We start from the raw sequence: 24,886 nt of genomic DNA, 5'->3' as shown, positions 1-24,886 counted from the left end.
TTCCACGAGGCCATCGGCGATTTCATCGCCCTCTCGGTGACGCCGGGCTATGTGGTGAAGCTGGGCCTGCTGGACAAGGAACCCTCCACCGAGGGCGATGTGCCGCTGCTGCTGCAACAGGCCATGGACAAGGTGGCGTTCCTGCCCTTCGGCCTGCTGATCGACAAGTGGCGCTGGAATGTCTTCAACGGCAACATCAAGCCGGAAGATTACAACAAGGCCTGGTGGGACCTGCGCACCAAGTATCAGGGTGTGTCCTCGCCCGTGGAACGGACCGCTGCGGATTTCGATCCCGGCGCCAAGAACCACGTGCCGACCAGCGTGCCCTATGTGCGCTATTTCCTGGCCCGCATCCTGCAGTTCCAGTTCCACAAGGCCGCCTGTGATCAGGCCGGCTTTACCGGTCCGCTGCACCGCTGCTCCATCGCCGGCAATGCCGAGGTTGGGGCGAAGTTCAAGGCCATGCTGGAGATGGGTGCTTCCAAGCCCTGGCCGGAGGCGCTGAAGACCTTCACCGGGACCGATCAGATGGACGCGTCGGCCATGCTGGCCTATTTCGCGCCGCTCAAGGAATGGCTGGACAAGCAGAACGAGGGCAAGAGCTGCGGCTGGGAGTGAGGGTTTAAGGGAGAGGCGGTGATGCCCACATTGCGGCGGGAAGGGAAATGGAAACTGTCGGTCTATGGACCGGGCGACCATCCCCCGCCGCATTTCCACATCATCGGCCCCGACCATGACGTGATCGTGCATGCCGTCAGTTTCCAGCCCCTGGGCGGGACGCTGACCGGGGTGCCGGATGAATTGATGAATTGGGCCAGAACCAACCAGGATGTTATCCTGACCATGTTCCAGGCCCTGAACCCGCAAGGAGGTGATGGGATGCGTACGCCACGGATCAAATCCGTCACCACCCTGCCGGGTTGCAAGGTGCGGTTGGAGTGGGATGTCGGCCAGGTGTCGGTCGTCGATATCTCCGACATCATCGACCGGTACGATATCTTCGCGCCGATCCGGGAAAACCCGGCCCGGTTCGATCAGGTGACGATCGGGGAATACGGGTACGACCTGCATTGGTCGGACCTGATGGAAATCCCCTGCACGCAGCTTTGGCAGCGCTCGCAGGTCCAGGCCGCGGAATAGTGTCGTAGGAAAGAGCAGACGACGATGGTTCAAGACATCACCGGCGGCGCCAAGCGGGCGGCGCTGATCGAAAAGGCGGGCGAGGATGTGCAGGGGCGTTCCCTGTGGCAGGACGCCCGCCGTCGCCTGTTTGCCAACAAGATGGCGGTGGCCAGCATGATCGTGCTGGGTATCATCACCTTCATGGCGATCTTTGCCGATTTCCTCAGCCCGCATGCCTATGACGAGGTCTATTGGGACTATATCGGTGTCGGGCCGCAATTGGAGGGCAGCCACTGGTTCGGGACCGATGCCAATGGCCGCGACCTGTTCATCCGTACGCTCTATGGCGCCAAGGTGTCGCTGGCCGTGGGTGTCGTGACCACGCTGGTGGCGCTGATGATCGGTGTGGTCTATGGCGCCATCGCCGGTTATTTCGGCGGGCGTATCGACAGCATCATGATGCGCATCGTCGACGTGCTCTATTCCATGCCGCTGATGTTTTTCGTCATCATCCTGGTGGTGGTGTTCGGCCGGCACATCATCCTGGTGTTCGCGGCCATCGGCTGTGTCGAATGGCTGACCATGGCGCGTATCGTGCGCGGCCAGACCCTGTCGGTGAAGCGCAAGGAATATATCGAGGCGGCGCGCGCCGCCGGCGTGTCCACGCCCAACATCATCCTGCGCCACATTATCCCCAACGTGATCGGCCCCGTCATCGTGTTCGTGACCTTGCTGGTGCCCGTCGTGATCCTGGTGGAGAGCTTCCTGTCCTTCCTGGGCCTGGGCGTGCAGGAACCGATGACAAGCTGGGGCGTGCTGATCTCCGAAGGGGCGGCGCAGATGGAAAATGCCCCGCACATGCTGATCTTCCCGGCCGTGTTCCTGGCGGTGACGCTGTTCTGCTTCAATTTCATCGGTGATGGTCTGCGCGACGCGCTGGACCCCAAGGACCGCTAAGGGAACGGACAAGATGACCGCAGTTCTGGAAGTCCGCGACCTCTCGGTCCGTTTCGCCACGCCCGATGGCGAGGTCAGCGCCGTCAATGGCGTCAGTTTCGACGTGAACGAGGGTGAATGCGTTGGCATCGTCGGGGAAAGCGGGTCGGGCAAGAGCCAGCTTTTCATGTCGGTGATGGGCCTGCTGGCCCGCAACGGCCGCACCCTGGGGTCGGCCAGATACCGGGGCACCGAACTGGTTGGCATGCCGGTCAAGGACCTGAACAGGATCCGGGGCGACAAGATCGCCATGATCTTTCAGGACAGCATGACCGGCCTGACCCCGCATCTGCGCATCGGGCGGCAGATGACCGAGGTGCTGGTGCAGCACAAGGGCATGTCGGAAAGCCAGGCCGTCAAGCGCGCGCTGGACATGTTGAATCTGGTGCGCATCCCGGAGGCGTCCCGTCGCCTGGCCCAGTATCCGCACGAATTGTCGGGCGGCATGCGCCAGCGCATCATGATCGCCATGGCGTTGCTGTGCGAACCGGAACTGCTGATCGCGGATGAGCCGACGACGGCGCTGGACGTCACGGTGCAGGCCCAGATCCTGGACCTGATGTCCGATCTGAAACGCGTTACCAAGGCCGCCATCGTCCTGATCACCCACGACCTGGGCACCGTCGCCGGCCTGTGCGACAAGGTGCAGGTCATGTATGGCGGCCGGTTCATGGAAACCGGAACCGTCCGCGACATCTTCTATGAACCCGCACACCCTTACGCGGCCGGCCTGCTCTCCTCCATGCCGCGCCTGACGGAGGTGCGGTCGGAAAAGCTCTATGCCATTCCCGGCCAGCCGCCGAACCTGCAGCGCCTGCCCAAGGCCTGCCCGTTCCAGGAACGCTGCGATTTCGTGCATGACCGCTGTGTCAGCGAACTGCCGCTGCTGCGCGAGGTCGGGCCCGGCCATGCCAAGGCCTGCCATCTGGTCAGCCTTCAGAACCCCGTTACCGACCCGGCGGCCCCGTCGCTGGCCGTCGCCTGATTGTCCGGAGTTGATGCCATGTCCAAGGAACTGCTCCGTGTCCAGGACCTTAAGGTCCATTTCCCCATCCGCACCGGCGGGTTGCTGATCGGCCAATACACGCCGCTGAAGGCCGTGGATGGTGTCTCCTTCACCCTGAACGAGGGGGAGACGCTGGGCATTGTGGGGGAAAGCGGTTGTGGCAAGTCCACGCTGGGCCGCGCCATCCTGCAACTGATCAAACCCACGGACGGCCAGGTTCTGTTCATGGGGTCCGAACTGACGGGTGTCGGCGCGGAGGTGGTGCGGCAGAAGCGGGAGGAGATGCAGATCGTCTTCCAGGACCCGCTGGCGTCGCTGAACCCACGCATGACGGTGGGCGACATCATCGCCGAGCCGCTGACCGTCTACCGCCCCAAACTGTCGAAGGCGGAGCGCAAGGAACTGGTCCGCGACATGATGGCCAAGGTCGGCCTGCTGCCGCAGATGATCAACCGCTACCCGCACGAATTCTCCGGCGGGCAGTGTCAGCGCATCGGCATCGCCCGCGCCATGATCCTGAAGCCCAAGATGGTGGTCTGTGACGAGCCCGTCTCGGCACTGGATGTGTCGATCCAGGCGCAGATCGTCAATCTGCTGATGGATCTGCAGCAGGAAATGGGCTTGTCGCTGCTGTTCATCAGCCACGACCTGTCCGTGGTCCGCCATGTCAGCCACCGGGTGATGGTGCTGTATCTGGGCCGGGTGATGGAGATCGCGACCCGCGACGCCATCTATGCCGCCCCCCTGCACCCCTATACCCAGGCCCTGATCTCGGCCGTGCCCGTGCCCGACCCGGATGTGGAGAAGAACAAGGAACGCATCGTTTTGGGCGGCGACCTGCCCAGCCCGATGAAGCCGCCGTCCGGCTGCGTCTTCCGCACCAGATGTCCCAAGGCCACCGACATCTGCGCCAGCGATGTGCCGGTGCTGGAGGAGAAGGTGCCCGGCCACAAGGTCGCCTGCCACCATTGGGGCGTGCCGGACAAGAAGCTGGTGTAAAAATAAAAAGGGCGGGGTTGATCCCCGCCCTTTGGCATTTGCCGGCGCCGAAAACTTACTTCGGCTGGCCCTGCTGCTGCGGCACCATGGCCAGGCAGTTCTCGACGATGCGGTAGCATTGGCCCAGGCGGGCCGCCTGACCGTCGCTGGCGCTGTTATAGACGATACGCTGCACCACACCGTCCTTCAGGGTGAAGGTGGCCTGACAGTCGCGGGTTTCCGTTTCGGGATAATCATCGAAGCCCGCGCCCCAGCCGTACCAGGGCGACCAGGGACGGTAATGGCCGAAGCCGACGCCGAAGCGCGGACCCATGCCCGGCGTCGTCACCAGCCGTTCGGACGTGTAGGTGTAGTAATCGACATTGTCGACCGACGCGCTGCGCGTGGGCACGCCGGCGCAGGTCAGCAGGAACTGCTTGGGCATGCCGACAAAGGCCGTCTGGGCATAGGCGGCCTGATCGGCCTGCGGGTTGGCGCAGGCGGAAAGCCCCAGCAGCGCACCGGCGGCGATCAAGCCCCGGATGGTCGTTTTCGATGTGAACTTCATGACCGACGCTCCTTGACACTTTGCATCGCCGGCATCATCCCGTGCCGCCGGCCGCACCGCCCCTGCATCCTTATACGCGGACGAAAGCAAAAGCCTTCGCCAGCGGAACAATGTTCACGCACAAAAATGGCGGATCAGGGGCAATGTTTCAATGCGTCCGTGAAGGAAATGCATCGGACAAGATGCCTCACACCACGTCGATCACCAGCTTGCCCAGCGCCTTGCCATCCTCCAGCCGCGTGTGGGCGGCGGCGACATCGGCCAGGGTGAAGCGGGTGGGATCGACCAGGGGGCGCAGCTTGCCCGCCGTCTCGGCCAGCACCTTGCCCTGATGCGCCCGGTCGATGGCATATCCATGGTCATACAGCATGGGCAGCAGCATGAAGACGACATGCAGGCTCAACCCCTTGCCATGCATGGGCGACAGGTCGGCCGTATAACCGGCCACGATGGTCACCACCTGACCATTCAGGCGGGCGGCGGCGAAGCTGGTGGCGATGTCGCTGCCGCCCGTGGCGTCCAGCACGATATCGAAGCCCTTGCCGCCCGTCAGGCGGTCCACATAGGCGTCGACCGATTCGGTCTTGTAATTCACCACCTCATCCGCGCCGAAGGACCGGGCAAGATCGGCCTTTTCGTCCGACGAGACGCTGGTGGTGACATGGGCGCCCTGGGCCTTGGCGATCTGGATGGCGACATGGCCGACACCGCCCGCCCCGCCATGGATCAGCACCTTGTCGCCCCGCCGCACCCGCGCCCGGTCCACCAGCGCCTCCCAGGCGGTCAGCGTGACCAGCGGCAGGGCGGCCGCGTCGTGCAGAGACATGCCAACCGGGGCGGGCGCCAGCAACCGGGCGTCGGCAGCCACATATTCAGCATAAGTCCCCTGAAGCCCCTTCACCCCGCCGACACAGCCATAGACCGCCTGACCCACACTGAAGCCCGTCACGCCCTCCCCCAGGGCGGCCACGGTGCCGGCCATGTCGCAGCCCAGGATGGAGGGCAGGTCGGCGCCGATGGCGCGGCCATTCTTGCGAATCTTGGTATCGACGGGGTTTACGCTGGCCGCGTGGATCTTCACCAGCACCTGACCGGGGCCGGCCACGGGCGTGGGCACGTCGGCCAGTTCCAGTTGCTCCACACCCCCGAAATCCTTCAGCAGGACCGCCTTCATTTTTCTCTCCATCTGATCGGTTGGGCCGCCGGCCCGTGTCATGGCGGCAGGATGGGCTTGACGTTTGAATAAGGGAAACGAATTATCGTGATGTAGATGATCAAGGATAATGATGATGTTGGGCCGTTCCACCGATCTGGACCTGGATGCGCTGCGGGCCTTCGTGGCCATTGTCGATCATGACGGGTTCACGGCGGCGGCCGAACGGCTGCACCGCACACAATCGGCTATCAGCATGAAGATCAAGCGGCTGGAAACCATCCTGGGCCGCAGCCTGTTCGACCGCACCGGCCGGGCCATGACCCTGACGGCGGAAGGGGAACTGCTGTTGTCCTATGCCCGCCGCATGCTGGCCCTGAATGATGAGACGGTGGCGCGGCTGATGGCGCCCGATGCCGCCGGTTTGGTGCGGTTCGGGGTGGCGGAATATTTCGCGCCCGAACATCTGCCCCTGCTGCTGGCCCGGTTCCGCCGCGCCCATCCGCGTGTGCGTCTGGATGTGACGGTCGGCCTGGGCAGCGACATGGTGCAGGAGATCGCCGATGGCCGGCTGGACGTGGTGATCGCCAAACGCAACGAGACGGGGCCGCAGGGCCGGTTTCTGTGGCGCGAACCGGTGGTCTGGGTGGCGGCCAGCGACTGGCAGGCGGAGGTGTGCGACGTGGCGCTGCCGCTCTGCCTGCTGCCCGATCCCTGTATCTATCGCACAAGGGCCGTGGCGGCGCTGGAACGGGCGGGCCGGCCCTGGCACACGACCTATGCCAGCGGGTCCTTCATGGCGGTGCGCGCGGCAGCCCTGGCCGGGCTGGGCGTGACCTGCCTGGGGGCGGGCGCCCTGGTGCCGGGCCTGCGGGTGCTGGGCCCGGCGGACGGGTTCCCGGCCCTGGACCCGGTGGAAACGGCCGTGTTCGGGGAGGATCGGGCCAAGGATGGCCCGATCCAGCCCCTGATCGACTTTCTGGTGCGGGAGATCCAGGCCATCAGCCTGCCGCCCGTTGCCACGGCGGCGTGATCACGCCCGTTCGGGCAGCACCACGATCCCATCCTCGTCAGCATAGACCCATTGGCCGGGCGTGAAGGTGCAGTCGCCGAAAGTGACGGGGATGTCGGCTTCCCCCGCGCCTTTTTTGGCACTTTTCAGCGGGTTGGTGCCCAGGGCCTTCACGCCCAGCGGCAATCCGGCAATGGCCACGCTGTCGCGGATCACGCCATTGACGATGATCCCGGCCCAGCCATTCGTGACGGCCAGCCCGGCGATGATGTCCCCCACCAGGGCCGATGCCAGCGACCCGCCGCCATCGACCACCAGCACGGCGCCCTCGCCGGGCGTGGACAGGATCGATTTCAGCAGGGCGTTGTCGCGGTGGCAGCGGACAGTGCGGATGGGGCCGGCGAAACGGGCCTTGCCGCCCAGATTGCGGAATTGTGTGGAACAACTGGCGATGACGGTTTCATGGGCATCGACCAGATCGGCGGTAGCGAAATCCATCGTTCGATCCTCCGGTTGGGTCAGAACCCGCAGCCTACAGCCAGTCGGGCGCTTATGCCATTTTCCGGTGATCGTAACCGATCACCGGACCTCTATCGCCGACGCCCACATCCGTGGGCTTGGCTACGCGCCACGTGGCGCGCGGCGGCAGTCGCCGCCGAACCAGTTCCCGATGAGTTCTATGCACCGGGAACTGGCATTAACCCAGCCCCCCGCGACCGATCACCACACGGTCGCGGCCCTGCGCCTTGGCGGCGTACAGGGCCTTGTCGGCCAGGGTCATCAGCGCTTCCACCGTGGGGGCATCGGCTCCGTGGGTTGCGATGCCGATGCTGATGGTGGCGGTCAGGGATATCTCCCCCTCCGTCACCGGTGTGGCGGACAGCAGGGTGCGCAGCCGTTCGGCCAGTTGTGCCGCCGCCTCCGCCGTGGTTTCGGGCATCAGCACCACAAATTCCTCTCCGCCCACCCGGGCGAACAGGTCGGTCTGACGCAGGTTGGCGCGGCCCAGCGCGGCCAAGGCGCGCAGCACCTTGTCCCCGAACGGGTGGCCGTGGCGGTCGTTGATGCCCTTGAAATGGTCCAGATCCATGATCATCAGCGACAGGGGCCTATTGAAACGCCGCGCACGCTCCACCTCCTCCCGTGCCCGATCCTCCAGCCGGCGGCGGTTGGCGATGCCGGTCAGCGGGTCGATATGGGCCTGTTCCTCCAGCTTCAGTTCAAGCTGAAAGCCGTAGCGGGCCGTGCGTTCCAGGGCCAGCGCCAGGATGCCCGCCGCAAACACGCCCGTGCCGACAAAGGCGATGACATTGAACAGGGCGAATCCCTCCACCCCCTTCAGCAGCAGCAGCGCCAGCACCACGGCAAAGCCCGGCAGGTTCAGCAGCGGCACCTGTCGGGCCCGCGTCACCACCACGGCCGACACGGTGGGGAACAGGGCCAGCCCCGCCGGTCCGTACAGGAACCCGTCCTTCAGCAGAAATTGCGTCAGGGCGATGGAAACCGTGCCCGCCGACACGGCCAGCATGCCGATCCAGCGCAGTTCGATGGGGGATGACCGCGTCCGCAGGAGCTTCCAGGCGCACCACAGCATGATGATGGTGCCGCTGCCGCGGATCAGCAGGCAGGCCAGGAACCGGCTGGGGTCCAGCAGCCAGTCCCATAACAGGAAGCTGAACATGGCGAGAGCGCCGATGGCGACCGGCGCCAGCAACGCATCGTTCAGGCGGGACGCCCGCCAGACGTCGAACCGCCGCTCCGTGACCTCGTCAAAGGTCGGTAAAAGAAAACCCATCCTCCCACCCGGCCCCTCTTTGCGGGGCTTCTCACTGTTATTTGGGTCGGGTGATGGTGCGCCAAGCCCCTCTTGTTGACAACCCATCATGGCCCGACCGTCCTGGTCCGGGTTGCCGGTACGCGGTTTTCGAACGATCGGACGAAAACGCCCTTGAGTCGAACAAGTGTTTGAACGATGCTGGATGCCAATCAACCGACAGGTTCAAGGGAGGTAACGATGTCCGACATGATCAACCGCCACTGGCTGCTGCTGAACCGTCCCAAGTGCGGCAATTTCAGCGAGGTGCTGTCCCTGCGCGAGGCGCCGCTGCCGGAAGCGGGCGAAGGCCAGATCCGGGTGCGCACCATCTATCTGTCGCTGGACCCAACCAACGCGGTGTGGATGCAGTATGACAGCTACCTGCCGGCGGTCCCCCTGAACAGCACCATGCGCGGTCTGGTCCTGGGCGTGGTGGACCAGTCCAACCACGCCAAGTTCAAGGTGGGCGACATCGTCACCGGCATGGGAAGCTGGGCTGATTATACGGTGGCCGACGGGGCCAGCTTTGGCCGCGTGCCCAACATTCCGGGTCTGCCGCTGCTGGCCTATATGGGGCCGCTGGGCATGACGGGGGCCACTGCCTATTTCGGGCTGCTGGATATCGGCAAGCCCAAGGAAGGGGAGACGGTGGTCGTTTCCGCCGCCGCCGGGGCCGTGGGGTCGCTGGTGGGACAGATCGCCAAGCTGAAGGGCTGCCGCGCCGTCGGCATTGCCGGGTCGCCGGACAAATGTGACTGGCTGACCGGGGAACTGGGCTATGACGCCGCCATCAATTACAAGGAAAAGGGCTGGCAGAAGGCGTTGAAGAACGCCGTGCCCGACGGCATCGACATCTATTTCGAGAGTGTCGGCGGGGAGATCACCGAGGTGGCGCTGAGCCTGCTCAATCTCCGGGGACGTATCCCCTTCTGCGGGGCCATCAGCCAGTACAACTCCACCGAACCGTCGCCCGGTCCCCGCAACCTGTCCGTCCTGGTCAGCCGCCGGGCGCGGATGGAAGGGTTCCTGGTGATGGATTACGCGCCCCGCATGGCGGAGATGTATGCCGAAATGGGCCCCTGGCTGGCCGCCGGCCAGATCAAGTGGAAGGTCGAACTGGATCAGGGTCTGGAAAACACCCTGACCAGCTTCAGCAAGCTGTTCACGGGTGGGAACACCGGCAAGCTGGCCGTGCAGGTGTCGGCAGAGCCGGCGCGGTAAGGGGGCGGTTTGCCCTCACCCTCCCATTGACTGGCGTCAATGGGCCCCTCCCTCTCCCGCAAGGCGGGCGAGGGGCGGAATGGGCTCTCGGCCAATCTTCGCCCCTCGCCCACGAAGGTGGGAGAGGGAGGGGCCCAAGCCGGCAGGCTTGGGAGGGTGAGGGAACGACATTCCCTATTCCCACCTGCGTCAGCGGGTGGGAGGGTGAGGGTGCTACGTTCCCTATTCCCACCTGCGTCAGCGGGTGGGAGGGTGAGGGAGCGACATCCCCTATTCCGCATCCCCCTGCCGACCCGGTGCCGCCGCCTGGAACGCTTCCAGCGTCTGGCAATGGGCGTCAATGGCGACCAGCTTGGGATAGGGTGTCAGGTCCACGCCGAATCGCCGGGCGTTGAACATCTGCGGCACCAGGCACAGATCGGCAAAACTGGGCGCCCCGCCGATGCAGAAATCCGGCCCTTCGACCATCTGTTCCAGGGCCGCGAAGCCTTCCGCCGTCCAATGTGCGATCCAGGCCTTCACGGCCTCATCCCCCTGGCCCAGGGGGCCGCGCAGGTAATTCAGGACCCGCAGGTTATTCAGCGGATGCAGATCCGCGACAATCGCCAGCGCCATGGAACGCGCCTTCGCCCGCCCCGCCGCATTGGCCGGCAGCAGCGATGGCGTCGGGTGCCTCTCTTCCAGATATTCCAGGATGGCCAGCGATTGCGGGATCACCGCATCGCCATCCACCAGCGTGGGCACCAGCCCCTGGGGATTGATGCTGCGATAGGTGGGGGCCTTCTGCTGCCCGCCATCCTTCAGCAGATGCACATAGGCCGGGTCCCAGGCGATGCCCTTCAGCGCCAGGGCGATGCGCACGCGGTAGGCGGCGGAGGATCGGAAATAGGTGTGGAGCTGCATCTTCGTGGTATCACCGGCCAAAGGTTGCGACGAAGGGGAGGGGGCGATGGCCCGTCCGTTGGAAGGCAGGATAGCATTGGTCACCGGTGCTTCCCGTGGCATTGGTGCGGCCATTGCCGAACGGCTGGCCCGTGACGGGGCGGATGTGGCGGTCCATTACGGGTCGCACCGGCAGTCGGCGGAGGATCTGGCCGCACGTTGCATCCGGGAACACGGCGTGCGGGCGCTGGCCTTCCAGGCGGATCTGGCCGACCTGTCGGATGCGGGCGGGGCGGTGGCGCTGTTTGCGTCCGTCTCGGCCACGCTGGGCGTGCCTGATATCCTGGTCAATAATGCCGGCACGGGCCGGTTCGCGCCCATTACCGGGATCAATGCCCAGGAACTGGCCCAGGTGCTGGCCGTCAATGCCGCCACGCCCCTGTTGATGGCGCGGGAGGCGGCGCGTGCCATGAGGTCCGGCGGGCGCATCATCAATATCGGCAGCGTCATCACCGACATGCCCGTGGGCCTCCGTTCCGTCTATGCCGCGTCCAAGGGGGCCGTGCATGCCATGACAGGCGTGCTGGCGCAGGAACTCGGGCCCCTGGGCATCAATATCAACACGGTTGCCCCCGGCGTGACGGCCACCGACCGGTTCAAGGCCGGCGACCGGTCACGCGAGGGGGAGATCACAAGCCGCACCGCCCTTGGCCGCATCGGGGAGCCTGAGGACATTGCGGCCGTGGTCGCCTTTCTGGCCGGCCCCGACGCGGCCTGGATCACGGGGGAGGTGATCCGGGCCAGCGGGGGCTTGCGCGGGCTTTGAGGTGATTAACCCTCTCCCTTGTCATTCCCGCGTAAGCGGGAACCCAGCATAAGGCGCGGTCAGCGCCGATATGAGTCATGTCGCGGCTGTCGCCGCTCTCGCTGGGTCCCCGCTTGCGCGGGGATGACGGTGGAGGGGCCTTACCCCTCGTACTTCACCACCTCCTGATCGATGGCGCCGAAGATGCTGCGCCCGTCCTTGTCCTTCATCTCGATCCGCACACGGTCGCCGAAGCGCAGGAAGGGGGTGCTGGGCTTGCCGTCGCGGATGGTCTCGATGGTGCGAATCTCGGCGATGCAGCTATAGCCCAGGCCGCCTTCGGAGACGGGACGGCCCGGTCCGCCATCGGCATCCTTGTTGGACACGGTGCCCGACCCGATGATGGTGCCGGCCGACAGGGGCCGTGTCTTGGCCGCATGGGCGATCAGGGTGGGGAAGTCGAAGGTCATGTCGATGCCGGCATCGGGCTTGCCGAACGGCTGGCCATTGATGGCCGACAGCAGGGGCAGGTGCAGCTTGCCGCCGTCCCAGGCATCGCCCAGGCTGTCAGGCGTCACGGCCACGGGGCTGAAGGCGCTGCTGGGCTTGGACTGGAAGAAGCCGAAACCCTTGGCCAGTTCGTTGGGGATCAGGCCGCGCAGGGACACGTCATTGACCAGCATGACCAGCCTGATATGGGCCCTGGCCTGTTCCGGCGTCACACCCATGGGCACGTCGCCGGTGACCACGGCCACCTCACCCTCCAGGTCGATGCCATAGGCCTCGTCCGCCATCAGGATCGGGTCATGGGGCGACAGGAAACTGTCGGACCCGCCCTGATACATCAGCGGGTCGGTCCAGAAGCTGGGCGGCATCTCGGCATTGCGGGCCTTCCGCACCAGTTCCACATGGTTCACATAGGCCGACCCGTCCGCCCATTGATAGGCACGCGGCAGGGGGCTGGCGCATTCCGTCTCGTCGAAGGGCTGGCCTTGGATCTCGCCCGCGTTCAGCTTGTCCGCGATGGCGGCCAGGGCCGGGGCCACGCTGTCCCAATGGTCCAGCGCCTGTTGCAGGGTCAGCGCAATGTCGGGCACCGGCACACAGCGCGACAGGTCATCGGACACGACAACCAGACGGCCGTCACGGCCCTGTTGCAGGGAAGCTAGTTTCATGGGGGAAGGCTCCGGGGCGAGTAAATTCTACGGTCACGAATAGTTACGGCTTCACGCGCCAACTGTCGGCATAGGCGGGGTTTTCCACGCCCTGGGGCAGGTCCGCCACCTCCAGCGCGTCACGCGTATCGACCATGACGGCATATTCGTCGGTGGCGGGCTTGGTCTGGACCAGCATCTTGCCCAGCGCCTTGGGGTGGGGCCCGTGGGTGAAGCCCGACGGATGGAAGGTCATCATGCCGGCCTTGATGTTGTCGCGGCTGAAGAAATCGCCGGCATGATAGAACAGCACCTCGTCATAATCGTCGTTGTTGTGGAAGAACGGGATCTTGATGGCGCCCTCGTCCGTTTCGAACGGGCGGGGGGCAAAGGTGCAGACCACAAAACGGTTGGCGACAAAGGTGGTGTGGGCGCTGGGCGGCAGGTGGTAGCGGTGGCTCATCAGCGGCCGCACATCCTTCACATTCAGGCGCACGGGCGCCAGATCGCCCTTCCAGCCCACGGCATCCAGCGGGTTGAACGGATAGGTCACCGTGCTGATGGCTCCGCGCCGCTTCACCAGCACGCGCCAGGAACCGCCCGGCCCCTGGTCAGATTGCTGATCCAGGAAGGCCGCATCGATCTTGGGCGTGTCCAGGATGGCGGGGTCGAACACGGCGTGCGGGCCGACCATGCCCCGGTCGGGCAACTGATAGATCGATCCGGTGGCCTCGATCAGCAACGCCGTCACCGGCCTGGTGGGCGACAGGCGCCACATGGTGCCGCGCGGCAGGACCACATAGTCACCCGCGACGATGGTCAGGTGACCATAATCACAATAAAGCTCGCCCTCGCCCTCATGCACGAAGATCAGGTCGTCGCCGTCGCCATTGCGGGCCAGATGGTCCATGGGCACCGCGCAGCGCCACATGCGCATGCGGCAATGGGCATTGAACAGCACCTCCTTCGCTGCCCAGGGTCCAACCGACATGCCCTCCACCAACTGGTTCAGGTCGAAGGCGCGCGGACGCAGCGGGCCTTCCCAGCTTGTCCAGCCGGTGGGGGCGTTGCGATGATACATGTGGGTGGCGGGGCCGAAGAAACCTTCGCGGCCCAGTTCCCGCTCATAGGTGCCGGGCGGCAGATCGGCATGGGCCTGGCGCGAGGATGTGCCCTCGACACGGGGGAAGGAAATGTACCGACGCATGGCGCTCTCCCGGTGAAACCGATATCGTTTCATATGAAACGAATATGCCGGATCATTGAGGGGCTTGCAAGTCTGCTTTCGGCAGGCCACCCTTGCGACATGCTCGACCTTGACGATTTCCTGCCCTATCGCCTGAACGTCCTGGCCAAGCGTGTCAGCCGCGAGCTGGCGCGCCGGTATGAGGCGCAGTTCGGCATTTCCATTCCCGAATGGCGCGTGATGGCGATTCTGGGGCGGGAGCAGCCCCTGTCGTCGAACGACATCGTGGAACGATCGGCCATGGACAAGGCCAAGGTCAGCCGGGCCGTGACCTCGCTGGTGGAAGCGGGGCTGATCGCGCGGGATACGCACCCGTCGGATCAGCGTCTGCTGCGCCTGTCCTTCACGGTGAAGGGCAAGGCGCTCTATGACAGAATCGCGCCGCTGGCGCTTGAATGGCAGCAGCGCTGGCTGAACTGCCTGGACGAGGCGGAGCTGGCCCAGTTCAAGGCCTTGTCGGCCAAGCTGGAAGGGCAGTTGGAACAACTGGCCCGCGATGTTTTGTAATCAACCTGCCTATCCTTGCGGCAGGGACGAGAATTGTCGCGATTGTCCCCGTTACGGGGTTGTTTCATCGCGGCATTGGATGCTTAACTGATTGACATGAAAGGGGCCGGCTGACGGACATCCGGACCCCGCAAAACAGGGGAACTAAAGACGATGAGCATTCGCCTTCGGGGTGCGGTCGCCCTGGCCGCCGCGTATCTTGCCTTCACCGCCGCTCCGGCCCTGGCTGGCCCGACATTGGACGCGGTCAAGAGCAAGGGGCAGCTCACCTGCGGCGTGAATACCGGCCTGCCCGGCTTTTCCAACCCGGACAGCCAGGGCAAGTGGACGGGCCTTGATGTCGATATCTGCAAGGCCATTGCCGCCGTTGTCCTGAATGACGTGAACAAGATCCGCTATACGCCGCTGTCGGCGCAGCAGCGCCTGACGGCCCTGCAGTCCGGTGAGATCGACATCCTGACCCGCAACACCACATGGTCGCTGACCCGCGACGCCCAGGGCCTGGATTTTGCGCCCGTCGTCTATTACGACGGCCAGGGCCTGATGGTGGCCAAGAGCCTGGGTGTGACCTCTGCCAAGCAACTGGACGGGGCCACCGTCTGCGTGCAGCCCGGCACCACCACCGAGCTTAATCTGGCCGACTGGTTCCGCGCCCACAACCTGACCTTCAAGCCGGTCGTGATCGAGGCGCTGGACGAGGTGAACGCCGCCTTCTTCGCGGGCCGCTGCGATGTGCTGACCACCGATATTTCCGGCCTGGCCGGGGTGCGTGCTTCCGTCGCGTCGAACCCCGATGACTTCATCATCCTGCCGGAAGTGATGTCGAAGGAGCCGCTGGCCCCCGTCATTCGCCATGGCGACAATCAATGGCGCGACATCGTCACCTGGACCATCTATGCACTGATCGAGGCGGAGGAGAAGGGCATCACCCAGGCCAATGTCGATGCCAAGCTGAAGGATGCCGACCCGTCGGTGCAGCGTTTGCTGGGCGCGCAGGGCGACCTGGGTACCGGGCTGGGGGTGGACAAGGCCTGGGCCTATCGCGCCATCAAGGCCGTGGGCAATTATGGCGAGATTTTCGAGCGTAATATCGGCAAGAAGACGCCGCTGAAGCTGGACCGCGGCCTGAACGCGCTGTGGACCAATGGCGGGCTGATGTACGCCCCGCCGGTTCGTTGATCTGACGGACCGGAACCGGACGCCGATGACGGATCGTCAAGCCACCGCCAAAGTGGCCGCCGCCCCGCCGGGGCCTGCGGCCTTCCACCTGTCCATCAACAACCCCACCGTCCGTGCCATCCTGGCGCAGTTGGGCGTGGGGTTGGCCGTGGCGCTTGTCGCCTGGTATCTGGTGGGCAACACCATGGACAATCTGGCGCGGTTATCGATCGCGTCGGGTTTCGGCTTTCTGGACAGGCAGGCCGGTTTCCAGATCGGCGAAACACTGATCGAATTCGGGCCGCAGGACCTTTATTCCGAGGCATTCCTGGTTGGCATCCTGAACACGCTGAAAGTGTCGGGTGTCGGCATCCTGCTGGCGACGATCCTGGGTGTCGTGCTGGGCATCGCGCGGCTCTCCTCCAACTGGCTGGTGGCGCGCATCGCTGCCTTCTATGTGGAAACGGTGCGCAACATTCCCCTGCTGCTGCAGCTTTTCCTCTGGTACGGCCTTCTGACGGAAGGGCTGCCCGGCCCCCGGCAGGCGTTCGAGCCGTTGCCCGGCGTGTTCCTGTCCAATCGCGGGCTGAAGCTGCCGGCGCCCGCCGATGATCCGATCTGGGCCTGGGTGGCCGCCCTGTTCGGCCTGGGCGTGATCCTGACCCTGGTCATCGCCGGCTGGAATGCCAAGCGGCAGGCCGCGACGGGCAAGCGCCTGTCCATGCTGCCCTTCGGGTTGGGCCTGATCGTCGGGCTGCCGCTGCTGGCGCTGCTGGCCGGCGGTGGGGGGGCCATCGACGTGCCGGTGCTGCAGGGCTTCAATTTCCGGGGCGGCATGACGCTGTCGCCGGAATTCGCCGCCCTGCTGTTCGGTCTGGTCATCTATACCGCCGCCTTCATCGGAGAAATCGTGCGGTCGGGTATCCTGGCCGTGCCCAGGGGACAGACGGAAGCCGCCACGGCCCTGGGCCTGACCAGGGGGCAGTTGCTGCGGCTGGTGGTGCTGCCGCAGGCGCTGCGCGTGATCATCCCGCCCACCACCAACCAATATCTGAACCTGACCAAGAACAGTTCCCTGGCTGTGACCATCGGCTATCCCGATTTTGTGTCCATCGCCAATACCACCATCAACCAGACGGGGCAGGCGGTGGAGGGCGTGCTGTCCATCATGGCCGCCTATCTGGTCATCAGCCTCAGCCTGTCCTTCCTGATGAACTGGTACAACAGCCGCGTGGCGCTGGTGGAGCGGTGAGATGAGCGTGAGCGAGACCACCCAAGAACGCGTCGCCCCCATCCGCCCTACTCAGGGTCCCGTGGCCTGGGCGCGCGCCAACCTGTTCTCCACCTGGTACAACAGCCTGCTGACGCTGCTGATCGCCTATCTGCTGGCCCGCGCCATTCCGGGCATCATCGACTGGGCCTTGATCAAGGCCAACTGGACCGGTGACGCGGCCGCCTGCCGTGCGGCAGGCGGGGCGTGCTGGGCCTTCCTGGCGGAGAAATGGCGCTTCATCCTGTTCGGGACCTTCCCGGATGACCAGCATTGGCGCCCCACCCTGGCCATCCTGACCATGATCGGGACCCTGGTCCTGTCGGCGGACCGCCGGTTCTGGGGCCGGCCGCTGATCTATATCTGGACTGTCGGCCTCGGCTTTTCTGCCCTGATGATGTTCGGCGGTATCCTGGGCCTTGATTATGTGCCGACGGAGCTATGGGGCGGTCTGCCGCTGACGCTGGCCTTGTCCATCGTCGGGCTGGTGGCCAGCTTCCCGCTGGGCGTGCTGCTGGCGCTGGGCCGCACCTCGGACCTGCCGGTGATGCGCGGCCTGTCGGTCGTCTATATCGAACTGGTGCGCGGCGTCCCGCTGATCTCCATCCTGTTCATGGCGTCGGTCATGCTGCCGCTGTTCCTGCCGGCCGGTGTGTCCATCGACAAGGTGCTGCGCGCGCTGATCGGCATCTGCCTGTTCTCCGCCGCCTATGTGGCGGAGGTGGTGCGCGCCGGCCTGCAGGCCATCCCCAAGGGACAGGTGGAAGCGGCCAAGGCCCTGGGCCTGGGCTATTGGCAACGCCAGCGCCTGATCATCCTGCCGCAGGCATTGGCGCTGGTGATCCCGCCGCTGGTCAATTCCTTCATTGCCAGCTTCAAGGATACCAGCCTGGTCATTGTCATCGGCCTGCTGGACCTGCTGTCCACCGCCAAGGCTGCCCTGACCGATCCGGCCTGGCGCGGTTTCTACAAGGAAGCCTATCTGTTCGTGGGCATCATCTATTTCCTGTTCTGCTATGCGCTGTCCCGCTACAGCCGGCATCTGGAGACCGTCCTTGGGCAGGGGAGGCGGCGGTAGTCACGATGTTAAACATGCCATCCAAAACGACCGCCCGTCGCTTCGACACGGAGTTTTCTGAATGACCACCGAAGCCATCATCGAACTGCGCGGCGTCAATAAATGGTACGGCGCGTTCCATGTGTTGCGCGACGTCAACCTGTCAGTCGCCAAGGGCGAGCGGATCGTGATCTGCGGGCCGTCCGGGTCCGGCAAATCCACCACCATCCGCTGCATCAACCGGCTGGAGGAGCATCAGGCCGGCGACATCATCGTAAAGGGAGTGCCGCTGGACGATGATGTGCGCCATGTGGAAAGCATTCGCCGCGACGTGGGCATGGTGTTCCAGCAGTTCAACCTGTTCCCGCACCTGACCGTGCTGGAAAACTGCGTCCTGGCGCCCATGTGGGTGAAGAAGATGCCGCGCGCGGAGGCCGAGGCCAAGGCCCGCCAGTTGCTGGAACGCGTGCGCATCCCCGATCAGGCGCTGAAATATCCCGGCCAACTGTCGGGTGGTCAGCAGCAGCGCGTGGCCATTGCCCGGGCCCTGTGCATGGACCCGTCCATCATGCTGTTCGACGAGCCGACCAGCGCCCTTGACCCCGAGATGGTCAAGGAGGTGCTGGACGTGATGAGCGATCTGGCCGCCTCGGGCATGACCATGCTGGTCGTGACGCATGAAATGGGCTTTGCCCGCCGCATGGCCGACCGGGTGGTGTTCATGGACAAGGGCGAGGTGGTGGAAATCGCCCCGCCGGACCAGTTCTTCGACAATCCCCAGAATGACCGCACCCGCGCCTTCCTGGGGCAGGTCTTGAGCCACTGATCGATCCAGGCGCCATTGCCAATGGCGCCGGTTAAATGAATTCGCGTATGTCCGGTGCCGGTTCACGGCGCCGGGCGATCTCTGTCAGTGGTTCCAGTTCGAAACGGAAGCCGGGCGCGGCGCGGTCCAGAATGACCAGCCGTGGTGCCATGCCCGCGAACAGGGCCAGCAGCGCCGCCGCCCGCCGCTTTTTCCAGGCGTGATCCACGGGCCGACCTTCCGCATCCAGGATCAGGCCCGCCGCGTCCGCCCGCTCCCATGCCGGTGGCAGCAGCCACAAGGTCACACCGCCCGGCACCGGTGACGCGGGCGCAAGCCCGCCCCAGGCCAGCATTACCCGCTCCCCGTCCGCCGCCAGCGCCGCGGCGGCGTGCAGCCGCGCCGTTTCCTGTTCCAGCCGCATCGGCTGTGCGCGCAACAGGATGGAATGCGGATGGCGGGGGAGGGGCATGGCGATCGCCGGGGGGCTGGACAGAAGGGGTCGGTTGCTGCACCACTATGACAATAAGGTGCCAGCAAGACAAAATCGGCGCCGCAGGGAGGGTAGAATGCTTACCAGCCTGACCGCGCAGGTCGAGGCGCTGCGGCGCCTGCCCCTGTTCAAGGATGTGGAGACGGCCCAGCTCAAGCTGCTGGCCTTTACCAGCGAAACCGCCCGTTTCAAGGATGGTGACAAGCTGTTCCGTCAGGATGAGCCGTCGGACGCGGCCTATGTCATCCTGGCGGGCCGGATCGACATGGTGATTGAGACGCCGTCCGGTCCCATCAATCTGGGCACCTTTGCCGGTGCCGGCATTATCGGGGAAGTGTCGATTCTGTGCGACCGGCCCCGCATGGCCACGGCCTTCGCCGTGGGCGAGGTCGATACCCTGCGTATCGGCCGGGACGCGTTTTTCCGGTTGATGGAGGAGTTTCCGCGCATTGCCCTGCCCATGCTGCGCGATGTGGCCCGGCGCCTGGAATTCATGACGCTGGAACTGAGCCGCGCCCGCGCCTGACCCTCCTGGTCCAAGCTGCCTAACCCGACCGGACGACTTTCGCCAGCGGGGCCGGCTTTGGCATAAGGGAGTTGGATATTGATGAAAGGGAAGGGAACCCATGGCCCGCCTCGCCCACAAGATGCTGCTGCCCCTGGTGCTGCCCCTGTTTCTGGCAGCCTGTTCGACGAACCCGGTGACGGGCGACCGGCAGATGACGGGCCTGATGCCGCCGGAGAAGGAAGCGGCCATCGGTGCGCAACAGCATCCGGAAATGCTGAAGGAGTTTGGCGGCCGGTATGGGGATGCAAAATTGCAGGCCTATGTCGACCGGTTGGGCCAGCAACTGGCCGCCAAGACGGAAATCCCTGGCACCCGCTATACCTTCACGGTGCTGGACAGTCCCATCGTGAACGCCTTCGCCCTGCCCGGCGGCTATGTCTATGTCAGCCGGGGCCTGATGGCGCTGGCCAACAGCGAGGCGGAACTGGCCGGCGTCGTGGGACATGAGATCGGCCATGTCACGGCCCGCCATTCGGCCGACCGTTATGGCCGGGGTGTGCTGGCCCAGGGCGGGGCGGTCCTGGCCGGCATCTTCCTGGGCCAGGGGGCCGGGCAATTGGCCCAGCAGGGCGCCCAGGCGGCCCTGGCCAGCTTCTCGCGCGGGCAGGAGCTGCAGGCGGACAATCTGGGCATCCGGTACATGACGGCGGCCGGTTATGACCCGCGTGAGATGGCGGGCTTCCTGTCCTCCATGGGGCGTCACGCACAGCTAGAGGCGCTGCTGGCCGGGCAACCGGGCAAGGCGGATCAGTTCAGCTACCTGCAGACCCATCCGCCCACGGGTGACCGGGCCGAACGGGCGACGGCGGCCGCATCCCTGACGCCGGGGGCGACCTATCTGGTCCGGCAGGATGAATATATGCAGGCCATTGACGGCATGATCTATGGCGACAGTCCGGATCACGGCTTTGTCCGGGGCCGCGTCTTTGCCCATACCGGCCTGGGCATCCGGTTCGAGGTTCCCCAGGGGTTCCGGCTGTTGAACAGCGATCAGGCCGTGATCGGCGTGGGGCCGGACGGGTCGCAGATCGTGTTCAGCGAAGCGCAGGCCCAGGGTGCCTACAGCGCCGGCGACTATATCACCAATGTCTGGGCCAAGGGCGCGCCGCTGGGCGACCTGCGCACGCTGAGCATCGACGGGCTGCCCGCGGCCACGGCCGTGACGCGGCTGTCGGGTCAGAATGGTCCCGTCCATGCCCGGCTGATCGCCATCGCGGGCAATGCCGGCCGCTATTACCGCTTCCTGTTGACGGCCCCGCTGGAACAGGCCAGCCGTCTGGACGGGGCGTTCCTGTCATCGACGCAGGGGTTCCGCCGCCTGACGGCCACGGAGAAGGCGGGGCTGAAGCCCTATCGTCTCAAAGTGGTGCAGGTGAAACCGGGGCAGAAGGTGGCCGATTTCGTCGCCGGGATGCCTCTGAAGGATTACGCGGAAGAGCGGTTCCGCGTGCTGAACAACATTCCGCCGGGCACGGAGCCGCGCCCCGGCGTCTGGGTAAAGACCATTATCGAAGGGTAGGGAGGGGCCGGTTATTGCCGGCCACCCCCGCTCTCCTGTACGGTCCCGGCCCATGAAGACGCTGCTGACCCTGCCCGCATGCGAAGAAACCACGGCCAGCAAAGGCCGGTGGCGCCTGCCCATCATGCTTGTTCTGACGCTCGGATTCGGCGGTTTGATGCTGGTGGCCGTGGCCAGCGTCTTCTGGCTGGGCGTGCAGACATCGGGCCGCAATACCTACAATCTGCTGGCGGACAAGGCCGAACTGGCCATGAACATGGTCGAGGCGCGGGTGCGTGCGCAGTTGGACCCCGCCCGCAATCAGGTGGATTATCTGACCAACCTGCTGGCCATGGGGCAGGTGTCGATCGATGATGTCGATCGGATCGAAACGCTGACGCGCGGCGCCCTGGCCGCCACGCCGCAGGTTGCGGGCATCGGGATCCTGCGGGCGGGCGATGGCCGTCTGCTGGGCGCCACCCGCATGGGCAATACCGAATCAGCCTTTTCCATGGACAAGCCGGCGGATGCCGCAGAGATCCTGGCCGACGTGCTGAAGACCGGATCCCCGCACTGGCTGGACCCGATCTGGGCAGAGGAGATCGAAACCACGGTGATGCCCGTGCAGGGGCCCCTGCGCCGGGATGGAGAGTTCCTGGGTGCCGTGGCCTCCGTCGTGGGCTTCAACGGCCTGTCGCGCTTCCTGCGTGATACCGACAAGGGCATGGAAAACGACATCACCGCCTTCATCCTGTTTGATGACCAGTTTGTGCTGGCCCATCCGGCGCTGGCGGAACGGAAGTTCGACTTCTCCAAGGCCGTGGGACGGCCGCCGCTGCCCACGCTGGAGGAAGTGGGCGACCCTGTCGCGGCCGCCATCTGGAGCGTGGTGGGACCAGACGGGGTTGGCACCAAGCTGGCCAAGTGGAACGAGGGCAAGAAGGTCGATACGCGCGTGCATGAACGGCGCAGCGATGTGCATTTCCGGCAAGCCGTTGTTGATGGCGTCTCCTATTTCTACCTGCTGCGCTCCATCTCCGATTATGGCGAGCACCCGTTCACACTGGTTGCCGTGATGCGGGAGGAGGAGGTGGACCGCGAGATCGCCCGGTTCCAGCATCTGCTGGTGGTCGGGTTCTGCATCCTGATCGTCTCCGTCCTGGTCGCCATGGCGCTGGGCAAGATGATCAGCAATCGTATCCGGCTTCTGTCCGGTGCCGCGGTGGCGCTGCGTGATCTGGATTTCCAGAATGTGCCGCGCCTGCCTGACAGCCGGTTCCGCGAGGTGGCCGATGCTGCCGCCGCCTTCAACGCCATGGTCAGCGGCCTGCGCTGGTTCGAGACCTATGTGCCGAAATCGCTGGTCCTGCGGCTGATCCGCCGCGACGGCGCCCAGTCGGAGATCCCGTCGGAGGAGCGGGAGGTGACGGTCCTGTTCACCGACATCAAGGGTTTCTCTGCCATGGCGGAGAAGATGTCGCCGCAGGACACGGCCGACTGGCTGAACCGTCATTTCACCCGCATCGCTGCCTGTATCGAGGCCGAGGGCGGGACCGTGGACAAGTTCATCGGCGATGCCGTCATGGCCTTCTGGGGCGCGCCCGACGATCAGCCCGACCATGCGGCCCGCGCCCTGCGCGCCGCCCACGCCATCGCTTCTGTGGTGGCAGAGGAAGCGGCGGAGGCACGCGCCGTCGGCCGCCCGCCCGTCTGCCTGCGCGTCGGCGTGCATTCCGGCCCCGTCATCGTGGGCAATATCGGCGCCGCCACCCGCATCAACTACACCATCGTGGGCGACACGGTGAACACGGCCGCCCGGTTGGAGGCGCTGGGCGGAGAGATGATGGGCGACGAATGCTATGTCGTGCTGGTCAGCGACGATACGGTGCGCGCCGCCGGAGCCTGCACCGTGGACATGCCGCTGACGGAGATTGGCGCCTTCTCCCTGCGCGGCCGGGTGGCGCTGGTCGATGTCTGGCGGCTGGTAGTGCCGGATCAGGCCTGATACCGCGCTGCATTGATCTTCATATCCATGCAGCCCTCAATCCCGGCGCGGCATCTGGCCGCCTGGTATGACGCGTACCCGCCCAGGACGGCCCGCAGCCGGGGGACAAGGTCGCGATCGATCGGGCTCGCGACGGCGCCAGGCCGCACCCTCGCGGCGCCCCGCAACAGGCGGACGCCATGCATCTCCGTTTCCACTACCCCCGGTCAATCGTAAGCTGTGTCGTGCCCGGTGACGGGGCGGCACCCACGCCCCGTGATGCCGCCGGCGCCAGCGATAGGGGTTACCCCATCCCTATGCCGGGTTGGTTTTGCCAAGCCGTTGGTTTACCTTGGCCCATCGGTCCAAAGTGTGACCCAACAATCCGGGGTAGCGCATGTTCGCCATCATCGGCCTGGTCGGCGTGTTCTTTTGCGTGTTCGGCGGCTACGTCATCTTCGGCGGCAAGATGGGCATCATCCTCGAAGCCCTGCCGAAGGAAGTCATGATCATCGGCGGGTCGGGGATTTCATCCTTCCTGATCACCAACTCCGCCCACACGGTCAAGGCATCCGGCAAGGATATCAAGAAGATATTCGCGGGTTCTCCCTTCCATAGAAAGGAATATATCGAGCTGCTTTCCCTGCTCTATCAGATCTTGAAGACCATGAAGAGCAAGGGTGTGCTGGCCATCGAGCAGCACATCGAAAAGCCGCTGGAAAGCAATATCTTCAACGCCTATCCCGCCGTGATGAAAAGCAATGTCACGGTGAAGTTCATTGCCGACTACCTGCGCATGTTCTCCATCGGCGTCGATAACCCCATCGAGATGGAAAGCCTGATGGAGCAGGAAATCGACAAGATGAAGCATGAGGACCAGCATTCCTCCCACGCCATCCAGGGCCTTGCGGACGCGTTGCCGGCACTGGGTATCGTCGCGGCGGTGCTGGGCGTGATCAAGACCATGGCGTCGATCACGGAACCGCCGGAAGTGCTGGGCAAGCTGATCGGTGGCGCGCTGGTCGGTACCTTCATGGGCATCTTCCTGGCCTATTGTCTGGCGGCGCCGATCGCGGGCCGGCTGAAGGGCATCGCGGAAGAAGACTCGATGTTCTTCGGGGTGATCAAGACGGCCATCGTGGCGCATCTGGGCGGATATGCCCCACAGGTGTCGATTGAGGCGGCGCGCAAAAAGGTGCCGACCGAATATATGCCCGACTTCAACGAGCTTGAAGAAATCCTGTCCCAGATCAACTGACCTCGGCCGGGTCGGATCGCTGGTCATGAATTATGGCCGGTGGCGCGGCGGCGGCCGTCATGGCCGCCCTGACGGCATAAATGCAAGCCAGCGCGTGCGGCGCTGGTGCTTCAGGCGGACGTAAAGCCCCCCCCCAAAAAAGGCGCCGTGGCTGATCCACGTGCGCCTTTGTCATACCATCGGTCGTGATTTCGTGCCGCTGGTATCATACCATGTGTGGACGGCCCCTGCTGAACAAGGGCTAGGCGAAAGAATTTGTCTGGGTCGAATGCGTTCATGTGTCCGGCCTGTTTGAGCGGCGGATGACCGCTGGCCCAGATGGGTTCCGC

25 protein-coding genes are annotated in these 24,886 nt (G+C 64.9%); 17 read left to right on the top strand and 8 right to left on the bottom strand.

What is annotated here, in order from left to right; translation table 11 throughout:
• The 5 genes from KBA48_RS23705 to KBA48_RS23685 all read left to right on the top strand — a co-directional run.
• On the top strand, nt 1-618 hold a 618-nt coding region (locus KBA48_RS23705; protein ID WP_292911043.1), incomplete at its 5' end, for a M2 family metallopeptidase.
• Nucleotides 619-639: 21 nt separating this feature from the next.
• Complete coding sequence (locus KBA48_RS23700) at nt 640-1,140, top strand: DUF2442 domain-containing protein (protein ID WP_292911041.1); 501 nt, start codon at nt 640-642, stop codon at nt 1,138-1,140.
• A 24-nt stretch (nt 1,141-1,164) separates the two neighbouring features.
• The gene (locus KBA48_RS23695) at nt 1,165-2,079 is read left to right on the top strand and encodes an ABC transporter permease subunit (RefSeq protein WP_102112103.1); all 915 of its coding nucleotides are present in this window, start codon (nt 1,165-1,167) and stop codon (nt 2,077-2,079) included.
• A 13-nt stretch (nt 2,080-2,092) separates the two neighbouring features.
• Complete coding sequence (locus KBA48_RS23690) at nt 2,093-3,103, top strand: ABC transporter ATP-binding protein (RefSeq protein ID WP_292911038.1); 1,011 nt, start codon at nt 2,093-2,095, stop codon at nt 3,101-3,103.
• A gap of 18 nt (nt 3,104-3,121) precedes the next feature.
• Nucleotides 3,122-4,123: an ABC transporter ATP-binding protein gene (locus KBA48_RS23685; protein ID WP_292911036.1), complete on the top strand. Its 1,002-nt coding sequence runs from the start codon at nt 3,122-3,124 to the stop codon at nt 4,121-4,123.
• A gap of 55 nt (nt 4,124-4,178) precedes the next feature.
• On the opposite strand, the gene KBA48_RS23680 is transcribed toward KBA48_RS23685, so the two are convergent.
• Entirely contained in the window at nt 4,179-4,670 is a 492-nt protein-coding gene (locus tag KBA48_RS23680) for a hypothetical protein (RefSeq protein ID WP_292911034.1), read from the bottom strand.
• 187 nt (nt 4,671-4,857) lie between these two features.
• Nucleotides 4,858-5,844: a zinc-dependent alcohol dehydrogenase family protein gene (locus KBA48_RS23675; protein WP_292911032.1), complete on the bottom strand. Its 987-nt coding sequence runs from the start codon at nt 5,842-5,844 to the stop codon at nt 4,858-4,860.
• Nucleotides 5,845-5,953: 109 nt separating this feature from the next.
• On the opposite strand from KBA48_RS23675, the gene KBA48_RS23670 reads away from it, so the two are divergent.
• Nucleotides 5,954-6,856 (top strand): LysR substrate-binding domain-containing protein, encoded by a 903-nt coding sequence (locus KBA48_RS23670; RefSeq protein ID WP_292911030.1) that lies wholly within the window; start codon nt 5,954-5,956, stop codon nt 6,854-6,856.
• Here KBA48_RS23670 and rraA read toward each other — a convergent pair whose 3' ends face one another.
• Entirely contained in the window at nt 6,857-7,333 is a 477-nt protein-coding gene (gene rraA / locus KBA48_RS23665; RefSeq protein WP_292911028.1) for a ribonuclease E activity regulator RraA, read from the bottom strand.
• A gap of 199 nt (nt 7,334-7,532) precedes the next feature.
• Nucleotides 7,533-8,630 carry a GGDEF domain-containing protein gene (locus tag KBA48_RS23660; protein WP_292911026.1) on the bottom strand — a complete coding sequence of 366 codons (1,098 nt, stop codon included), beginning with the start codon at nt 8,628-8,630 and terminating at the stop codon, nt 7,533-7,535.
• A 219-nt stretch (nt 8,631-8,849) separates the two neighbouring features.
• Here KBA48_RS23660 and KBA48_RS23655 point away from each other — a divergent pair, with 219 nt between their 5' ends.
• Nucleotides 8,850-9,872, top strand: coding sequence for an NADP-dependent oxidoreductase (locus tag KBA48_RS23655; RefSeq protein WP_292911024.1), 1,023 nt, complete (start codon nt 8,850-8,852; stop codon nt 9,870-9,872).
• A 270-nt stretch (nt 9,873-10,142) separates the two neighbouring features.
• Here the strand turns inward: KBA48_RS23655 and maiA are convergent, their stop codons facing one another.
• The gene (maiA, locus tag KBA48_RS23650) at nt 10,143-10,775 is read right to left on the bottom strand and encodes a maleylacetoacetate isomerase (RefSeq protein ID WP_292911023.1); all 633 of its coding nucleotides are present in this window, start codon (nt 10,773-10,775) and stop codon (nt 10,143-10,145) included.
• Nucleotides 10,776-10,821: 46 nt separating this feature from the next.
• On the opposite strand from maiA, the gene KBA48_RS23645 reads away from it, so the two are divergent.
• Nucleotides 10,822-11,580 (top strand): SDR family oxidoreductase, encoded by a 759-nt coding sequence (locus tag KBA48_RS23645; protein ID WP_292911021.1) that lies wholly within the window; start codon nt 10,822-10,824, stop codon nt 11,578-11,580.
• 140 nt (nt 11,581-11,720) lie between these two features.
• Here the strand turns inward: KBA48_RS23645 and KBA48_RS23640 are convergent, their stop codons facing one another.
• Nucleotides 11,721-12,734, bottom strand: a complete 1,014-nt coding sequence (locus KBA48_RS23640) for a fumarylacetoacetate hydrolase family protein (protein ID WP_292911019.1) — start codon at nt 12,732-12,734, stop codon at nt 11,721-11,723.
• A gap of 43 nt (nt 12,735-12,777) precedes the next feature.
• Nucleotides 12,778-13,920 carry a homogentisate 1,2-dioxygenase gene (locus KBA48_RS23635; protein ID WP_292911017.1) on the bottom strand — a complete coding sequence of 381 codons (1,143 nt, stop codon included), beginning with the start codon at nt 13,918-13,920 and terminating at the stop codon, nt 12,778-12,780.
• Nucleotides 13,921-14,019: 99 nt separating this feature from the next.
• On the opposite strand from KBA48_RS23635, the gene KBA48_RS23630 reads away from it, so the two are divergent.
• The 5 genes from KBA48_RS23630 to KBA48_RS23610 all read left to right on the top strand — a co-directional run bounded on the left by KBA48_RS23630 (nt 14,020) and on the right by KBA48_RS23610 (nt 18,777).
• A complete protein-coding gene (locus tag KBA48_RS23630; RefSeq protein ID WP_292911015.1) occupies nt 14,020-14,466 on the top strand; it encodes a MarR family winged helix-turn-helix transcriptional regulator in 447 nt (148 codons plus the stop codon).
• 153 nt (nt 14,467-14,619) lie between these two features.
• Nucleotides 14,620-15,645: an amino acid ABC transporter substrate-binding protein gene (locus KBA48_RS23625; protein WP_292911013.1), complete on the top strand. Its 1,026-nt coding sequence runs from the start codon at nt 14,620-14,622 to the stop codon at nt 15,643-15,645.
• 25 nt (nt 15,646-15,670) lie between these two features.
• Nucleotides 15,671-16,876 (top strand): ABC transporter permease subunit, encoded by a 1,206-nt coding sequence (locus KBA48_RS23620; protein WP_292911011.1) that lies wholly within the window; start codon nt 15,671-15,673, stop codon nt 16,874-16,876.
• A gap of 1 nt (nt 16,877) precedes the next feature.
• Nucleotides 16,878-17,972 carry an amino acid ABC transporter permease gene (locus KBA48_RS23615; RefSeq protein WP_292911009.1) on the top strand — a complete coding sequence of 365 codons (1,095 nt, stop codon included), beginning with the start codon at nt 16,878-16,880 and terminating at the stop codon, nt 17,970-17,972.
• 61 nt (nt 17,973-18,033) lie between these two features.
• Entirely contained in the window at nt 18,034-18,777 is a 744-nt protein-coding gene (locus KBA48_RS23610) for an amino acid ABC transporter ATP-binding protein (protein ID WP_292911007.1), read from the top strand.
• A 31-nt stretch (nt 18,778-18,808) separates the two neighbouring features.
• Here KBA48_RS23610 and KBA48_RS23605 read toward each other — a convergent pair whose 3' ends face one another.
• Entirely contained in the window at nt 18,809-19,228 is a 420-nt protein-coding gene (locus tag KBA48_RS23605; RefSeq protein ID WP_292911005.1) for a hypothetical protein, read from the bottom strand.
• A 97-nt stretch (nt 19,229-19,325) separates the two neighbouring features.
• On the opposite strand from KBA48_RS23605, the gene KBA48_RS23600 reads away from it, so the two are divergent.
• The 4 genes from KBA48_RS23600 to motA all read left to right on the top strand — a co-directional run bounded on the left by KBA48_RS23600 (nt 19,326) and on the right by motA (nt 24,557).
• Complete coding sequence (locus tag KBA48_RS23600) at nt 19,326-19,775, top strand: cyclic nucleotide-binding domain-containing protein (RefSeq protein ID WP_292911003.1); 450 nt, start codon at nt 19,326-19,328, stop codon at nt 19,773-19,775.
• Nucleotides 19,776-19,875: 100 nt separating this feature from the next.
• Nucleotides 19,876-21,336 carry a M48 family metalloprotease gene (locus tag KBA48_RS23595; protein ID WP_292911001.1) on the top strand — a complete coding sequence of 487 codons (1,461 nt, stop codon included), beginning with the start codon at nt 19,876-19,878 and terminating at the stop codon, nt 21,334-21,336.
• Nucleotides 21,337-21,388: 52 nt separating this feature from the next.
• The gene (locus KBA48_RS23590; protein ID WP_292910999.1) at nt 21,389-23,320 is read left to right on the top strand and encodes an adenylate/guanylate cyclase domain-containing protein; all 1,932 of its coding nucleotides are present in this window, start codon (nt 21,389-21,391) and stop codon (nt 23,318-23,320) included.
• A 376-nt stretch (nt 23,321-23,696) separates the two neighbouring features.
• Nucleotides 23,697-24,557 carry a flagellar motor stator protein MotA gene (motA, locus tag KBA48_RS23585; protein WP_292910997.1) on the top strand — a complete coding sequence of 287 codons (861 nt, stop codon included), beginning with the start codon at nt 23,697-23,699 and terminating at the stop codon, nt 24,555-24,557.
• Nucleotides 24,558-24,886 lie beyond the last annotated feature (329 nt).

The sequence above is a fragment of the Niveispirillum sp. genome (assembly GCF_017996735.1).
In the GTDB taxonomy this organism is placed as follows: Bacteria; Pseudomonadota; Alphaproteobacteria; order Azospirillales; family Azospirillaceae; genus Niveispirillum.
Note: the sequence above shows the minus strand (reverse complement) of the source record. Positions and strands in the feature narration are given on the sequence as shown.

What these genes read in the sequence shown, in the direction of transcription:
- KBA48_RS23655 (WP_292911024.1), top strand. Translation starts at nt 8,850, where the DNA reads ATGTCCGACATGATCAACCGCCACTGGCTGCTGCTGAACCGTCCCAAG.
- KBA48_RS23600 (WP_292911003.1), top strand. Translation starts at nt 19,326, where the DNA reads ATGCTTACCAGCCTGACCGCGCAGGTCGAGGCGCTGCGGCGCCTGCCC.
- maiA (WP_292911023.1), bottom strand. Translation starts at nt 10,775, where the DNA reads ATGCAGCTCCACACCTATTTCCGATCCTCCGCCGCCTACCGCGTGCGC.
- KBA48_RS23620 (WP_292911011.1), top strand. Translation starts at nt 15,671, where the DNA reads ATGACGGATCGTCAAGCCACCGCCAAAGTGGCCGCCGCCCCGCCGGGG.
- KBA48_RS23675 (WP_292911032.1), bottom strand. Translation starts at nt 5,844, where the DNA reads ATGAAGGCGGTCCTGCTGAAGGATTTCGGGGGTGTGGAGCAACTGGAA.
- KBA48_RS23635 (WP_292911017.1), bottom strand. Translation starts at nt 13,920, where the DNA reads ATGCGTCGGTACATTTCCTTCCCCCGTGTCGAGGGCACATCCTCGCGC.
- KBA48_RS23605 (WP_292911005.1), bottom strand. Translation starts at nt 19,228, where the DNA reads ATGCCCCTCCCCCGCCATCCGCATTCCATCCTGTTGCGCGCACAGCCG.
- KBA48_RS23590 (WP_292910999.1), top strand. Translation starts at nt 21,389, where the DNA reads ATGAAGACGCTGCTGACCCTGCCCGCATGCGAAGAAACCACGGCCAGC.
- KBA48_RS23625 (WP_292911013.1), top strand. Translation starts at nt 14,620, where the DNA reads ATGAGCATTCGCCTTCGGGGTGCGGTCGCCCTGGCCGCCGCGTATCTT.
- KBA48_RS23670 (WP_292911030.1), top strand. Translation starts at nt 5,954, where the DNA reads ATGATGATGTTGGGCCGTTCCACCGATCTGGACCTGGATGCGCTGCGG.
- KBA48_RS23595 (WP_292911001.1), top strand. Translation starts at nt 19,876, where the DNA reads ATGGCCCGCCTCGCCCACAAGATGCTGCTGCCCCTGGTGCTGCCCCTG.
- KBA48_RS23610 (WP_292911007.1), top strand. Translation starts at nt 18,034, where the DNA reads ATGACCACCGAAGCCATCATCGAACTGCGCGGCGTCAATAAATGGTAC.
- KBA48_RS23640 (WP_292911019.1), bottom strand. Translation starts at nt 12,734, where the DNA reads ATGAAACTAGCTTCCCTGCAACAGGGCCGTGACGGCCGTCTGGTTGTC.
- KBA48_RS23645 (WP_292911021.1), top strand. Translation starts at nt 10,822, where the DNA reads ATGGCCCGTCCGTTGGAAGGCAGGATAGCATTGGTCACCGGTGCTTCC.
- KBA48_RS23690 (WP_292911038.1), top strand. Translation starts at nt 2,093, where the DNA reads ATGACCGCAGTTCTGGAAGTCCGCGACCTCTCGGTCCGTTTCGCCACG.
- rraA (WP_292911028.1), bottom strand. Translation starts at nt 7,333, where the DNA reads ATGGATTTCGCTACCGCCGATCTGGTCGATGCCCATGAAACCGTCATC.
- motA (WP_292910997.1), top strand. Translation starts at nt 23,697, where the DNA reads ATGTTCGCCATCATCGGCCTGGTCGGCGTGTTCTTTTGCGTGTTCGGC.
- KBA48_RS23630 (WP_292911015.1), top strand. Translation starts at nt 14,020, where the DNA reads ATGCTCGACCTTGACGATTTCCTGCCCTATCGCCTGAACGTCCTGGCC.
- KBA48_RS23615 (WP_292911009.1), top strand. Translation starts at nt 16,878, where the DNA reads ATGAGCGTGAGCGAGACCACCCAAGAACGCGTCGCCCCCATCCGCCCT.
- KBA48_RS23695 (WP_102112103.1), top strand. Translation starts at nt 1,165, where the DNA reads ATGGTTCAAGACATCACCGGCGGCGCCAAGCGGGCGGCGCTGATCGAA.
- KBA48_RS23700 (WP_292911041.1), top strand. Translation starts at nt 640, where the DNA reads ATGCCCACATTGCGGCGGGAAGGGAAATGGAAACTGTCGGTCTATGGA.
- KBA48_RS23685 (WP_292911036.1), top strand. Translation starts at nt 3,122, where the DNA reads ATGTCCAAGGAACTGCTCCGTGTCCAGGACCTTAAGGTCCATTTCCCC.
- KBA48_RS23660 (WP_292911026.1), bottom strand. Translation starts at nt 8,630, where the DNA reads ATGGGTTTTCTTTTACCGACCTTTGACGAGGTCACGGAGCGGCGGTTC.
- KBA48_RS23680 (WP_292911034.1), bottom strand. Translation starts at nt 4,670, where the DNA reads ATGAAGTTCACATCGAAAACGACCATCCGGGGCTTGATCGCCGCCGGT.